General features: G+C 64.8%; 9 protein-coding genes and 1 pseudogene. 7 read left to right on the forward strand and 3 right to left on the reverse strand.

The genetic code is table 11. The annotated features are described in order from the left end of the window. The first annotated feature begins 15 nt into the window (after window positions 1-15). From pykF to AB5Y93_RS17650, 4 genes are all read left to right on the forward strand, one after another. A complete protein-coding gene (gene pykF, locus AB5Y93_RS17635; RefSeq protein WP_368229954.1) occupies window positions 16-1,428 on the forward strand; it encodes a pyruvate kinase PykF in 1,413 nt (470 codons plus the stop codon). Between the two features lie 150 nt (window positions 1,429-1,578). Next, window positions 1,579-4,896 carry a mechanosensitive channel MscK gene (gene mscK / locus AB5Y93_RS17640; protein ID WP_053288265.1) on the forward strand — a complete coding sequence of 1,106 codons (3,318 nt, stop codon included), beginning with the start codon at window positions 1,579-1,581 and terminating at the stop codon, window positions 4,894-4,896. Window positions 4,897-5,016: 120 nt separating this feature from the next. After that, a complete protein-coding gene (locus AB5Y93_RS17645; RefSeq protein WP_368229955.1) occupies window positions 5,017-5,625 on the forward strand; it encodes a LysE family translocator in 609 nt (202 codons plus the stop codon). 56 nt (window positions 5,626-5,681) lie between these two features. Continuing rightward, entirely contained in the window at window positions 5,682-6,680 is a 999-nt protein-coding gene (locus AB5Y93_RS17650; RefSeq protein ID WP_368229956.1) for a beta-propeller fold lactonase family protein, read from the forward strand. A gap of 63 nt (window positions 6,681-6,743) precedes the next feature. Here AB5Y93_RS17650 and AB5Y93_RS17655 read toward each other — a convergent pair whose 3' ends face one another. After that, window positions 6,744-7,484 carry a dienelactone hydrolase family protein gene (locus tag AB5Y93_RS17655; RefSeq protein ID WP_368229957.1) on the reverse strand — a complete coding sequence of 247 codons (741 nt, stop codon included), beginning with the start codon at window positions 7,482-7,484 and terminating at the stop codon, window positions 6,744-6,746. Between the two features lie 134 nt (window positions 7,485-7,618). Then, window positions 7,619-8,857 (reverse strand): uracil-xanthine permease family protein, encoded by a 1,239-nt coding sequence (locus AB5Y93_RS17660; RefSeq protein ID WP_041213272.1) that lies wholly within the window; start codon window positions 8,855-8,857, stop codon window positions 7,619-7,621. Window positions 8,858-9,174: 317 nt separating this feature from the next. Here AB5Y93_RS17660 and AB5Y93_RS17665 point away from each other — a divergent pair, with 317 nt between their 5' ends. Further along, window positions 9,175-10,344 carry a Hint domain-containing protein gene (locus AB5Y93_RS17665; protein WP_368229958.1) on the forward strand — a complete coding sequence of 390 codons (1,170 nt, stop codon included), beginning with the start codon at window positions 9,175-9,177 and terminating at the stop codon, window positions 10,342-10,344. Between the two features lie 117 nt (window positions 10,345-10,461). Here AB5Y93_RS17665 and AB5Y93_RS17670 read toward each other — a convergent pair whose 3' ends face one another. After that, the gene (locus AB5Y93_RS17670) at window positions 10,462-12,171 is read right to left on the reverse strand and encodes an NAD-dependent malic enzyme (protein WP_010673606.1); all 1,710 of its coding nucleotides are present in this window, start codon (window positions 12,169-12,171) and stop codon (window positions 10,462-10,464) included. A gap of 221 nt (window positions 12,172-12,392) precedes the next feature. Here AB5Y93_RS17670 and mobA point away from each other — a divergent pair, with 221 nt between their 5' ends. After that, the gene (gene mobA, locus AB5Y93_RS17675) at window positions 12,393-13,007 is read left to right on the forward strand and encodes a molybdenum cofactor guanylyltransferase MobA (protein WP_368229959.1); all 615 of its coding nucleotides are present in this window, start codon (window positions 12,393-12,395) and stop codon (window positions 13,005-13,007) included. Continuing rightward, window positions 13,004-13,489 (forward strand): annotated as a pseudogene (gene mobB, locus AB5Y93_RS17680) (molybdopterin-guanine dinucleotide biosynthesis protein B); the annotation flags it as partial. The gene mobA and the pseudogene mobB, both read left to right, overlap by 4 nt. Window positions 13,490-13,812 lie beyond the last annotated feature (323 nt).

A 13,812-nucleotide genomic window follows, 5' to 3' on the forward strand; every position in this document is an offset into this window, starting at 1 on the left:
ACCATGAAGACTGACATGAAAAAGACCAAAATCGTCTGCACCATCGGTCCCAAGACCGAATCCAAAGAAATGCTGGGCAAGATGCTGGATGCCGGCATGAACGTCATGCGCCTGAACTTCTCCCACGGCGACTACGCCGAACACGGTGGTCGCATCAGCAACCTGCGCGCTGTCATGGCCGAAACCGGCAAGCACGCAGCCATCCTGCTGGACACCAAGGGTCCGGAAATCCGCACCATCAAGCTCGAAGGCGGCAACGACGTCTCCCTGGTCGCCGGCCAGACCTTCACTTTCACCACCGACCAGACCGTGGTGGGCAACAAAGACAAAGTCGCCGTCACCTATGCCGGTTTTGCCAGCGACCTGCGCGTCGGCAACCGTATCCTGGTTGACGATGGCCTGATCGGCCTGGACGTCATCGAGATCACCGAACGCGAAGTGATCTGTAAAGTCCTGAACAACGGCGATCTGGGCGAGAACAAGGGCATCAACCTGCCGGGCGTCTCCATCAAGCTGCCGGCCCTGGCCGAGAAAGACAAGCGCGACCTGATCTTCGGTTGCGAGCAGGGCGTCGACTTTGTGGCCGCCTCCTTCATCCGCAAGAAGGAAGACGTGCTGGAAATCCGTGAGCACCTGAAGGCCCACGGTGGCGAGGCCATCCAGATCATCTCCAAGATCGAAAACCAGGAAGGCCTGGACAACTTCGACGAGATCCTGGCCGTGTCCGACGGCATCATGGTCGCCCGCGGCGACATGGGTGTGGAAATCCCGGTGGAAGAAGTGATCTTCGCCCAGAAGATGATCATCGAGAAGTGCAACAAGGCACGCAAAGTGGTCATCACCGCCACCCAGATGCTGGACTCCATGATCAAGAACCCGCGTCCGACCCGCGCCGAAGCCGGCGACGTGGCCAACGCCATCCTGGACGGTACCGATGCCGTCATGCTGTCCGGTGAGTCCGCCAAGGGCAAGTACCCGCTGGAAGCCGTGACCATCATGGCCACCATCTGCGAGCGTACCGACTCCGTGATGCCGTCCAACCTGTCTGCCGCCAACGACAGCAACAAGCTGCGCATCACCGAAGCGGTCTGCAAAGGCGCGGTCGAGACCTCCGAGAAGCTGGACGCCCCGCTGATCGTGGTCGCCACTGAAGGCGGCAAGTCTGCCAAGGCCATCCGCAAGTACTTCCCGAAAGCCTGGATCCTGGCCATCACCACCAACAAGAAGACCGCTGCCCAGCTGGTGCTGACCAAGGGTGTGGTTGCTCACGTGGTTGACTCCATCGCCTCCACCGACGACTTCTATCGCATCGGCAAAGAAGCTGCGCTGGAAATCGGCATGGGCGTGAAGGGTGACGTGGTTGTCATGGTCTCCGGTGCCCTGGTACCGAGCGGTACCACCAACACCGCCTCCGTTCACGTACTGTAATCAGTCCTGAACCGATGAAAGCGGCGCCTGCGGGCGCCGTTTTTTTTTTATCTCTCCCTCTGCTGCCCCTCTTGCGCCGGTGCTAGAATCCACGCGGATTTTACCCTGGTGGAAAATCCCCCGAACATCGCATAATCACCCGGACGCTTTATGCTCTCAACACGCTTCAAAAGAGCCTCGGCCACCCTGCTGCCGCTGCTCTGTTTACTCATCACCTTCTGGACCCCGAGCACCCTGGCGCAGGATCTGCCCCAGCGCGCCACCGTGCAGCGGGCGCTCGACGCCCTCGGCAAATCGGACACCCCCACGGCCAGCCAGCAGGCGGACCAGAAGTTCCTGACTGACACCCTCTCCCTCCTCGACAGCATCGACAAGGAGAAGAGCAAGGCCAAAACCCAGAGCGAACGCCTGCGCACCCTGCCGGCAGAGCTCAAGGAGATCGGCGCCAAGCTCGACGCCCTGACCCAGGGCAAGAGCCCGGAGCAGCTCAAGAGCGAATACGCCACCATGAGCCTGGCGGAGCTCGATGCCCGCCAACCCGAGATCATGGCCAACATGCAGGCGGCCCAGGAGGCCCTTGGCACCATCGGCAGCCAGATCACCAACCTGCAGACCCTGCCGGAGCGGGCCCAGGCCAGCATGAGCCGCGCCTATCAGCGCAGCCAGGAGATCCGCACCCGCCTCAACGCCGGGGACGGGGTGAGCAGCGCCGAGAAAATGAAGCTTAATGCCGAACTGGCCCTGCTGGATCTGCAACTGGCCAACCTGCAAAAGGAGCTGGACAACCGCACCAGCATGCAGGATCTGGTGGTCAAGCAACGGGACTACCAGAGTGCCCGTCTCGCCAGTGAAGAGCAGAAACTGCAGGCATTGCAGGAGCAGAGCAGCGCCAAGCGCCTGGGGGATACCGAGAAGACCGCCGAAGAGACCGGCGAGCTGGTGGCCGCCGAAGACAACCCTCTGGTGCAAAAAGAGCAGGAGCTCAACTACCAGCTCAGCCAGCAGCTCATCAGCTCCACCAACAGCCTCAACACCCTGGCCCAGAAGAACCTGCAGGCGAAGAGCATGCTGGAGCGCGGCACCCAGACCGAGCGCAACCTCAACGAACAGGTGCAGATGCTCAAGGGCAACCTGCTGCTCTCGCGCATCCTCTATCAGCTCTACCAGCAGCTGGAAGCGGCCCCCTCCACCCTGGTGAAGAACCTGGAGGAGCAGATCGCCGACCTGCACCTGGCCCAGTTCGAACTGAGCCAGCAGCGTGACCAGCTGTTCCAGAAGAACCAGTATCTGGACAACCTCATTGCCAGCAGCGGCGAGACGGTGAGCGACGAAGACAGGGCCAGCCTTGCCAAGCTCATCGACACCCGCATCGGCCTGCTGGATCAGCTCAACCGCCAGATGGATGCCCAGCTCACCAACGCCATCAGCCTGCAACTGACCCAGCAGCAGCTGACCCGGGTCTATGCCTCCATCGAGTTCACCCTGCAGCAGCACATCTTCTGGGTGAGCAGCAACAAGCCCATCGATGCCAAGTGGTTCATCACCTGGCCGGCCCAGGCCTTCAAGCAGGCCTCCGACTGGGTGCTGAAACCGGACTGGAGCGGCTGGGGCGACATGCTGCTGGCGGTCTCCCTGCTCTCCCTGCCGCTGCTGCTGGTGGGGGGCCTGCTGCTGTGGAAGCGCGGCACCCTGCTCGAGCGCCAGAAGAAGATCGTCAAGGATCTGGGACGTTTTCGTCAGGACAGCCAGTGGCACACCCCCCGTGCCCTGCTGTTCACCGTGCTGCAACGCCTGCCGGGCACCCTCTTCATCCTGGCCGCCGGCCTGCTGCTCGCCTATTGCGGCCTGCTGAGCCCGAGACTCATCTTCCAGATCACCCTGAACCTGGCCCTCGGCTACCTGGTGTTCAGTGTCTACCTGTCGGTGATGCGACCGGGGGGCATCGGCGAGACCCACTTCCGCATGCCGCGGGACGAGCTGCAGGCCAAGCGCAACAGCATGCGCTACCTCTGGCTGCCCCTGCTGCCCCTCATCATGCTGTCGACCAAGGCGGTGGTGGAGCCCTCCTCCCTTGGCAACGACGTCATCGGCCAGGGCATGACCATGCTGCTGCTGGGGCTGACCGCCTACCTGGTGCTGCCCATCTCCCGCGCCCGCATCAAGGGCGAGGCGAGCATGTTGCAGACCCTGACCGCCGTCGCCCTGGCGCTGGCGCCGGTGGCCCTGATGGTGCTGGCAGCCCTTGGCTACTACTACACGGCCCTGAAACTCACCGGCAGGCTCATCGAGTCCTTCTACCTCATCATCATCTGGGGTCTGGTCTATCGCACCGCCCTGCGCGGTCTTGAGCTGGCGGCCCGTCGTCTGGCCTATCGCCGCGCGGTCGCCAAGCGGGAACACAAGACCCAGGAGGATGCGGAAGGGGGCGAAGCCATCGAAGAGCAGCCCATGGATCTGGAAGAGGTCAGCCAGCAGTCCCTGCGTCTGACCCGCATCATGCTGCTGCTGGTGTTCGGCGTCGCCTTCTACTGGCTCTGGTCTGATCTGGTGGCGGTCTTCACCTACCTCGACAGCGTGGTGCTGTGGCACAAAAGCGAGGGGACCGGGGCCAACGCCGTGCTCTATCCCATCAGCCTGAGCGACGTGCTGACCGGCCTGTTCGTGTTTGGTGCGGCTCTGTCGCTGGCCCGCAACCTGCCGGGCCTGCTGGAGGTGCTGGTGCTCTCCAAGCTGCGCCTCGCCCAGGGCACGGCCTACGCCTTCACCACCATGCTCAACTACGCCCTGATCGGGGTGGGCAGCCTGACGGCGCTGGCCATGCTCGGGGTCCAGTGGGAGAAGCTGCAGTGGCTGGCCGCCGGTCTCTCGGTCGGTATCGGTTTCGGCATGCAGCAGATCGTCTCCAACTTCATCTCGGGCATCATCATCCTGTTCGAGCGCCCGGTGCGGATCGGCGACACCGTCACCATCGGCACCATCTCGGGCACGGTCAACAAGATCAGGATCCGCTCCACCACCCTCACCGACTTCGACCGCAAGGAGGTGATCATCCCGAACCAGCAGCTGATGATAGAGCGGCTCATCAACTGGTCCCTGTCCGACACCGTCACCCGGGTCATCGCCCGGGTCGGGGTGGCCTATGGCTCGGATCTGGATCTGACCCGCAAGCTGTTGATGCAGGCCGCCATGGAGAACAGCCGGGTGCTGAAAGACCCGGCCCCCATCGTCTACTTCCTCACCTTCGGGCCCAGCACCCTGGATCACGAGCTGCGCTTCTTCGTGAGCGAGCTGGGGGATCGCAACCCGGCCATCGACGAGCTGAACCGCCGCATCGACGTGCTGTTCCGCGAGCATGGCATCGAGATCGCGTTCAACCAGATGGACGTCTACATCAAGAACATGCAGGGAGACGAACAGAAGGTGGAATCCCGCCCGGCGCTGCCGCCGGCAGGGAACCAGCCCGTCTGATCCCGCCCACTTCACAGGCCCCGTCACGGGGCCTGTTTTTTTCTGCCCGCCCCCCGCCTTGGAAAGCGCAGATCGCCCCCAATATAGGGAAGACAACGGACTGTCTGCACGAGGAACCCAATGGACTCGCTCTACGCCGTGGTGCTCTTTGCCATCTCGGCATCGGTCACCCCCGGCCCCAACAACATCATGGTGATGAGCGCCGGCGCCAGCGTCGGGATACGCAAGAGCCTGCCCCTGCTCATGGGGATCTGCGTCGGCTTCACTCTGATGCTGTTGCTGGTGGGGCTGGGCTTTGGCCAGCTCTTTACCCGCGTCCCCGAACTCCACTTGTTCATCAAGTGCGCGGGCACCCTCTATCTGCTCTATCTTGCCTGGCTCATCGCCCGCCCGACGGACGGGATGGCTGACAGCAACGGGGCCCGCCCGTTCGGCTTTTTCAAGGGAGCCCTGTTCCAGTGGGTCAATGCCAAGGCCTGGGTGGTTGCCACCGGCGCCATCGCCGCCTTCACCAGCGCGGGGAGCGACCCCTTTGAGCAGCACCTCGTCATCGCCCTGACCTTCTTCATCGTCTCTTTCCCCTGCGTCGGACTCTGGCTCCTGTGCGGTTCCCTGCTCAAGCGCTGGCTGGCAAACGATCTTGCCCGTCGCCGCTTCAACCAGGTGATGGCGGCCCTGCTGGCACTGTCAGTGGTGCCCGTCATTCGCGAGATCCTGATCCCCGCCTGAGACGCCGGGACTCCCTTTCCCTTGACCCGACGGATGGCCGTCGCAAAGGAGATGCAATGCAACAAGTGGTCTATGTGGCCAACCCGGTGAGCGGGTTGATCCATGTGTTTCGCCTCGAAGCAGGCACCCTCGCCCCGCTGCAGGAAGTGCAGACCGGCGGCGAGGTGCAGCCCCTGGTCATCAGCCCGGACCGGCGCTGGCTCCATGCGGGGGTGCGCCCCGATTTTCGGGTGCTGAGCTTCCCCATCGCCGCCGATGGGCGGCTCGGGGCCCCGACCTCGGCGCCACTGCTCGGCAGCGCCTCCCACACCTGCACCGATGGGTGCGGCCGCCTTTTCTTTGCCGCCTCCTACGCCTTCAACCACGTCACCGTCTCCCGCCAGGATCAGGCGGGCCGGATGCAGCCCCCTCACCAGCGTCTCGACCACCTGATGGCGGCCCACTCGGTCACCTGGCTCCCGGGGCAAAACGGGGAGCAGGATCTGCTGGTGGCCTGCCTGAAAGAGGACAGGGTGCGCCGCTTTGCCCTGGTGGACGAGAGGCTGGTTCCCCATCCCTTGGGGGACATTCACACCACCCCCGGCGCCGGGCCCCGCCATCTGGCACTGCACCCGGACAACGGCGATCTCTATTGCCTCAACGAACTCGATGCCACCCTCGACCGCTACCACAGGGAGGCGGATGGTCGCATCAGTGCGCGGGAGAGCCTGGATATGCTGCCCGAGGGTTATCAGGGGGAGCGCTGGGGCGCCGACCTGCACCTGACCCCGGATGGACGTTTTCTCTACACCAGCGAACGGGCCAGCAGCCTGCTCACCCTGTTCGGCGTCTCCCCCCAAGATGGCGCCCTCACCCCCCTCGGCCACTTCCCGACCGAGGCCTGTCCCCGGGGCTTTGCCATCGACCACAGCGGCCACTGGCTCATCGCGACCGGGCAGCAATCCCATGAGGTGGCACTGCATGCCATCGACCCCGAAAGCGGCCAGCTCACCCCGGGCCCACGGAGCGAGGTGGGCAAGGGGGCCATGTGGGTGAGGGTGCTCGCCCTCCCCTGAGATGGCAAAAAACGGACATAAAAAAAGCCATGGCACTGCCATGGCCTGCGTGAGCCGGCCCCCTCAGGAGCCGGTCACTTCCTTCAAGAAACCGGTGAAACGCTGCCAGGACTTGGCATCGGCATCGGCGCGGTAGTTGTCCGAGCCAAAGACGCTGAACGCGTGGGGAGCCCCGCTGTAGCTGGTCGCCTCGTGCTTCACCCCGGCGCTCTCCAGCTCGGCCACCAGCGCCGCAAACTGACCCAGAGAGACCGCCTCGTCGGCGCTGCCGTGCTGGACAAGCAACTCTCCCTTCACCTCTTTGTAGTCCTGCCCGGCCGGGGTCTCCAGCCCGCCGTGTACGCTCACCACCCCTTTGAGATCCGCCCCGCTGCGGGCCAGCTCCAGCACGGCGGCGCCGCCGAAGCAGTAACCGAGGGCCACCGCATTGTCGAGCCGCCCCCCCTGCCTACCCGCCTCCGCCAATCCCCCTTGCAGCAGGGAGCGCATCCTGGTCCTGTCCTGATAAAGGGCCCCGGTGAAGCGCTTCTTGTCTTCCACCGTGCTCGGCCTGACCCCGGCACCGAACAAATCTACGGCAAAGACACTGTAGCCCAGGGCCACCAGCATCTCGGCCCGCTTGATCTCGTAACCGTTGAGCCCGTCCCAGTCGTGCACCAGCACCACCAGAGGGGCCTGCTTGTCGGCACCCGCCAGGTAATAGCCCTCGAACGGCTTGCCTTCGACCTCGTAGCGCACCGCACCGGCCTCGGCCGCACCGCTCCCCATCAGCCCCAGCAGGGCTAGGATCCATGCCCTCTTCATCCTTTCGTCCTCTCCCGTCAATGGTGCCCCTGAGTGTAGCCGCTTCACATGGGAGCCCGGGTTCAGTGGTACGCAGGCAAAAAAAGAGAGGCCACCCGAAGGTGGCCTCTTGTCACGTCAGGGAGAGACGACCCTTAATCCTTGGCGCTCTCCATGGCACCCGTTTCGGAGTGCTGGGGCAGGATGAGGTTGAGCAGGATGGCCGCCACCGAGGCCAGCCCCACGCCCGCCAGGGCGAAGTCGCCAATCTTCATCTCCAGGGCGCCGACACCCACGGTCAGGGTCACCGCCACGATGGCGATGTTGCGGGACAGCCCCAGATCCACCTTGGACTCCACCAGGGTCTTGAGACCGATGGCGGCGATGGATCCGAACAGCAGCAGCATGATGCCGCCCATCACCGGCATGGGGATGGAGGTGAGCAGGGCGTTGAACTTGCCGAAGAAGGCCAGAATGATGGCGAACACCGCGGCCCAGGTCATGGTGACCGGGTTGAAGTTGCGGGTGATCATCACGGCACCGGTCACTTCCGCATAGGTGGTGACGGGGGGACCACCGATGAAACCGGCGAAGCAGACGCCGATGCCGTCACCGGCCAGGGTGCGGTGCAGGCCCGGATCCTTGGTGTAGTCCTTGCCGGTCACCCCGCCGATGGCGAGCACGCCGCCGATGTGCTCGATGCAGGGGGCGATGGCCACCGGCAGCATGAAGAGGGCCGCGGCCCAGTTGATCTCCGGGGTCTCGAAGTGGGGCAGCGCCAGCCAGGGGGCGTTGACCATGCCATCGAAACTCACCTGGCCCATCAGCACGGCAGAGACATAACCGGCGATGACACCGCACAGGATGGGGATGAGCTTGATCCAGCCCTTGCAGAACACGGCGGCAATCAGGGTGACCGCCAGCGAGATGCCCGCCAGGGTCAGCGCCGTGGTGGCAGGCACCACCTGCTCACCGCCAGCACGGCCCATGGCCATGTTGCAGGCTACCTGGGCCACCGACAGGCCGATCACCATGATGACGGGACCGATGACCACGGGGGGCAGCAGCTTGTGCACGAAGCCCATGCCACGAGCGCGGATGATGGCCGCCAGGATGAAATACATGAAGCCCGCGGCAAACAGACCGAACATGGTGGAGGGCAGGCCCCAGGTCTGGGTGGCATAGATGATGGGGGCGATGAAGGCGAAGCTGGAGCCGAGGAAGATCGGCACCTGACGACGGGTGCAGAGCTGGAACAGCAGGGTGCCTACACCGGCGCCAAGCAGGGCCATGGAGGGGTTCAGACCGGTGAGCAGGGGCACCAGCACCATGGCACCGAAGGCGACAAACAGAATTTGCAGCCCGGCGACGCTTTGCTTGACCAAGGAAAACATGGGTATCCTTAATTTTTTGATAACTGACAGGGATATTTGACACTTTTCAGTCATCACAAGACGTTTTCAAGGCAGCCAACGGGCCAAATGGCGTCATTTGTTGCCTTTTACTGCTTGGGGAGGGCATGAAACTGGCTTTTTAGGCGGGATTCGCTGCTACAAGCATCGAGGAAGCGATTTTACGCACTTTTATGGCCAACGCCAATCGTTTTTCCGGCGAGTTGACATGACAAGGCTTTCAACTGGTCGACGCAGATATCGCCCCAATCCCCTCTCTATACTCGAAGGCGTGACCCCACACCGACAAGGAGTTCCCCATGTCACTGCCCTCATTCAAACCCAGCCAGCGCCGGCTGCTGCTGGGCTCGGCCATCGCCCTGGCCCTGTTCGCCACCCCGCTAAGCTATGACTTCGACCACCACCAGTGGCAGGTAAACCAGGCCCATGCCAAATCCTGTTTCATTGCCGGTACCCGCATCCTGATGGCCGATGGCTGCGAACGCCCCATCGAGACCCTGCGGGTCGGCGATCGGGTGCGGGACAGGCACGGGCAGAGCAACCGCATCCAGGCCATCGAGCGGGTGGCGCTGGGGGGGCGCAGGCTCTACGGGCTCAATCATCTGCCCCCCTTCTTTACCGCCGAGCACCCCTTCCTCACCACCCGGGGCTGGGCGGCCATCGCACCGGCCATGACCCGCACCGAAAACCCGGCCCTCGCCGTGCTGCCGCTCTTTACCGGCATGCACCTGCTGGGTTGGTCAGAGGGGGGCAGCGCGGGCAACCTGGCGCTGGCACCGCACCTTGTCGAACTGCCGGTGGCCTCCCTCTCCTGGGTTGATGCCCCGCCCGCCACGGCGCTGTTCAACCTGATCCTCGATGGCAGCCACAGCTATGTGGCCAATGGGCTGATCGTGCACAACAAAGGGGGGGATGGCGGCGGCAACAGTGGTAGCGGAGGCGGCAACAGCGGCGGCGGAGGCGGCAACAGCGGCGGCGGAGGCAGCAACAGCAGCGGCGGAGGCAGCAACAGCAGCGGCGGAGGCAGCAACAGCAGCGGTGGGGGCAATAGTAGCCACAGTGGAAACAATAGCGGAAATGGAGGCGATAGTAGCCATAACGGAAACAATGGCGGGGACGACAGCGGCCACGGCGGCGATGACCGTGGTCAGGGCGAACATGCCGGTGGCGACCAGCACGCTGGCGGCGATCGCCACGGCGGTGGCGACAAGCATGCAGGCGGGGAGCGTCATGCCGGTGGCCGGGTGGACGACAACGGTGTGGACGCCGTCGACGCCAGTGGCAACAAGCTTCGGGGCGATGGCAGCGTGGATGACAACGGTGTGGACGCCGTCGACGCCAATGGCAACAAGCTTCGAGGCGATGGCAGCGTGGACGACAACGGTGTGGACGCCGTCGATGCCAATGGCAACAAGCTTCGGGGCGACGGCAGCGTCGATGACCGCCTGGTGCCCCCGCCCGCTCAATAAGTGGCAGCGTCCTGCCCCGCACACACAGCAGGGCGGAAAACAGAGAGGGTGGCCTGGGCCACCCTCTCTGTTTCTATGGCATCGTCATGCCCGCGACACGTGCGGGCAGGTCGCACCTCAGACCCGGCGATAGGGCAGGTAGACCGGCTCCCACATATGGCTCAGGATGTGCTCTTGCAGATCCTGACCGATGAGCGGGTGGGAGGGGTCGCGGCGCACGATATCCTTGAGCACTGCGGTCGCCACGTGCACCGAGATGTTGCGCAGCTCGCTGATCCTCGGGTAGACGGTGCCCCGGGCGAGATCCGCCTCGCTCACGCACTCCGCGAGCGCAAAGGCGGCGGTGGTGAAGATGTCCGGGCTTATCTCGCGGATCTGGCTGACGATGGCCGCCAGCCCCACGCCGGGGAAGATGAAGACGTTGTTGCCCTGACCGATGCGATAATCCTGCCCCTCATGGTGCACGTCCTTGAACGGGCTGCCGGTGGCGACGATGGCGCGCCCCTGGCTCCAGCGGAAGATGTCTTCCGGCAGGGCCTCGCAATTGGCGGTGGGGTTGGAGAGGGGGAACACCATGGGGCGCTCGCAGTGGGTCAGCATCAGCTGGATGTGCTCCTCCTGGAAGGCGCCACCGGCGCCGCTGGTGCCGAGCAGCACTGTGATGGGCACGTGGCGCAGCACCTCGGTCAGCCCCGCCTTGCCCTGCAGATCCCACTGGGCCAGCAAGAGGCCCGGCTTGGCATAGCGGCGCTTGTACTCATCCAGCCCCTCGCGGTTGTCACACACCAGCCCCTGGGTATCCAGGATATAGATGCGATCCCGCGCCGCCTGCGGGTCAAGCCCCTCGCGGATCATCCCCGCGCAGATCTGATCCGCCACCCCGACCCCGCCAGCACCGGCCCCGTAGACCAGGTAGTGCTGCTGGCCCAGGGTTTCCCCCTTGGATTTGACGGCCCCTATGATGCCCGCCAGCACCACGGCCCCGGTGCCCTGGATGTCGTCGTTGAACGACGGCAGCGCCTGCTGGTAGCGGGCCAGGTTGTTGAAGGCGTTGGACTTGCTGAAGTCCTCCCACTGCAGCACGGCGTTGGGGAAGTGGCGCTTGACCCCGGCCACGAACTTGTCGATGAAGTCGTCGTACTCCTTGCCGCGAATGCGCCTGTGGGGCTGACCCAGGTACATGGGGTCATCCAGCAGCGCCTGGTTGTCGGTGCCCACGTCCAGCGCGATGGGCAGGCAGCAGGCGGGGTGGATGCCCGCCCCCAGGGTATAGAGGGCGAGCTTGCCGATGGGAATGCCCATGCCCCCCACCCCCTGATCGCCGATGCCGAGGATCCCCTGGCTGTCGGTCACGACGATGATGCGCACCGCCTTGGCATCCATGTGGCGGGCGAGGGAGCCCATGTCATCGACGTTCTTCGGGGTGATGTAGAGGCCGCGCGGCTTCTGGAAGCGGTGGCTGAACTCCTGGCACGCCTTGCCCACGGTCGGGGTGTAGATGTAGGGAGTCATCTCCTCCACGTGGCGGGACAGGAGGGCGTAGAACAGGGTTTCGTTGCGATCCTGCAAGGCTCGCAGGTTCTGGTACTTCTCGATGTCGCTGCAGGCGCTCAGGAAGGCCTCATAAACCCGCTCCAGCTGGGCTTCGAAAGTCTGCACCTGGGGCGGCAAGAGGCCGCCCAGCTCAAAATCGGCCCGCTCCTGTTCGGTGAAGGCGGTGCCCTTGTTGAGGTTGCGATCGTTGAGCAGATTGGTGCCCGTCAGCGCAACGGGGCGAAAATCGTGACCCTGTGCATCTTTCCACAGCAGATATTGTCCGGTAGCCATAGTCATTCTCTTTGATTTACATGAAGTTGCCATCAGGCAGGAGAGCAAGACTCAGAATGCTGGGGATCATATGACGTTTGCCGATCCGGTTTTGTGAGCTTGGACAAACCCTGCGGCCAAAGGCGCCTTTGCCGGGGCAGCCGAAGGTTGCTCACGCGCCCGCCTTGGCGCAAGATCCCGACACGCCCCTGTGGGCATCCCTTTGCGAGCAACGGAGCACCATGACCCCTTCCTCTTCCCCCGCTTTTCTCGTCAGCGGCGTCATCCTCGCGGGCGGTCGCGCCACCCGCATGGGGGGCGATGACAAGGGCTGGGTGCCCCTCGCGGGCACTCCCCTGATCGAACACGTGCTGACCCGCCTGCGCCCCCAGGTGGACGAGGTGCTGATCAACGCCAACCGCAGCCAGGCTCGCTACCGGCAGCTTGCCCCCGTCATCGGAGATGCGCAGGCCGACTTCCAGGGGCCGCTGGCCGGCATGCTGGCGGGGCTGACGGCGGCCCGTCACGACTGGGTGCTGTTCGTCCCCTGTGACGGCCCCGCCCTGCCCCTTGATCTGATGACCCGCTTTCGCGCCGCCATCACCCCGGACACCGATCTGGTGGTGGCCCACGACGGGGAGCACCTCCAGCCCGTGGTCGCCCTGCTGCATCGCACCCTGCGCCCCTCCCTGCAACAGGCGCTGGCGGACGGGGAGCGCAAGACCGGGGCCTGGTTTGCCCGCCACCGGATGGCGGTGGTGCCCTTTGCCGATCTGCCCGACGCCTTCGTCAACCTCAACAGCCCGGCCGAACTCGCCGCCTGGGAGGCGAGGCTGCGGGCAGGGGGCGCGCCATGAGCCCCCTGCCCCTGCTCGGCTTCGTCGCCTGGAGCGGCACCGGCAAGACCACCCTGCTGGAGCGCCTCATCCCGCGCCTGGTGGCGCGCGGTCTGCGCCTCGGGGTGCTCAAGCACACCCACCACGCCTTTGACATGGACCAGCCCGGCAAGGACAGCCACCGCCTGCGCCAGGCGGGCGCCACCCAGGTGATGGCGGCCTCCGACCGGCGCCACGCCCTGATCCGGGAGACCCCGGAGGGGGAACCCCCCTTCGAGGCGCTGCTGGCCCGCTTCGATGGGAGCGCCCTGGATCTGCTGTTGGTCGAGGGGTTCAAGCACAGGCGCTTTCCCAAGGTGGAGCTGTATCGCGCCGCCATCGGCCGGCCCCTGCTCTTCCCCGATGATCCTGACATCGTCGCCCTCGTGAGCGACGCTCCCCAGGCCACGACCCTGCCCCGATTCCCCTTCGAGGATCTGGAGGCCATCGCCGACTTCATCTGCGCCCGCTTGCCCCCGCACGCCCCCCGTCAGTCCCCGCCGCCCCTTCGCCTCTGCGCCCGGCTGCTGGCGGCCCTGCCCCCATCGGCAGAGCAGGGCGTTGTGCCCGGCTTGCTCAGTCAGGACGAGGCGGGCACCCTGCTGGTGCGCCCGGTGGATGGGGGCCACGACAGTGCCAACTGCCGCATCGAACGGGCGCCGGGTAGCGCGGCCCTTCCCCCCGGCGAGCGGGTCATGGTGCGCCTGCCGACAGGTGCGCCCCCATGAACCGGAGAAACGACGCAGGTCAAGGCGAATGCCGTCCCCCTTGCTATCCTCACAACCCT

It is taken from the genome of Aeromonas sp. R10-1, from assembly GCF_040908465.1.
In the GTDB taxonomy this organism is placed as follows: Bacteria; Pseudomonadota; Gammaproteobacteria; order Enterobacterales; family Aeromonadaceae; genus Aeromonas; species Aeromonas caviae.

What these genes read in the sequence shown, in the direction of transcription:
- pykF (WP_368229954.1), top strand. Translation starts at nt 16, where the DNA reads ATGAAAAAGACCAAAATCGTCTGCACCATCGGTCCCAAGACCGAATCC.
- AB5Y93_RS17645 (WP_368229955.1), top strand. Translation starts at nt 5,017, where the DNA reads ATGGACTCGCTCTACGCCGTGGTGCTCTTTGCCATCTCGGCATCGGTC.
- AB5Y93_RS17665 (WP_368229958.1), top strand. Translation starts at nt 9,175, where the DNA reads ATGTCACTGCCCTCATTCAAACCCAGCCAGCGCCGGCTGCTGCTGGGC.
- mobA (WP_368229959.1), top strand. Translation starts at nt 12,393, where the DNA reads ATGACCCCTTCCTCTTCCCCCGCTTTTCTCGTCAGCGGCGTCATCCTC.
- AB5Y93_RS17655 (WP_368229957.1), bottom strand. Translation starts at nt 7,484, where the DNA reads ATGAAGAGGGCATGGATCCTAGCCCTGCTGGGGCTGATGGGGAGCGGT.
- AB5Y93_RS17660 (WP_041213272.1), bottom strand. Translation starts at nt 8,857, where the DNA reads ATGTTTTCCTTGGTCAAGCAAAGCGTCGCCGGGCTGCAAATTCTGTTT.
- AB5Y93_RS17650 (WP_368229956.1), top strand. Translation starts at nt 5,682, where the DNA reads ATGCAACAAGTGGTCTATGTGGCCAACCCGGTGAGCGGGTTGATCCAT.
- AB5Y93_RS17670 (WP_010673606.1), bottom strand. Translation starts at nt 12,171, where the DNA reads ATGGCTACCGGACAATATCTGCTGTGGAAAGATGCACAGGGTCACGAT.
- mscK (WP_053288265.1), top strand. Translation starts at nt 1,579, where the DNA reads ATGCTCTCAACACGCTTCAAAAGAGCCTCGGCCACCCTGCTGCCGCTG.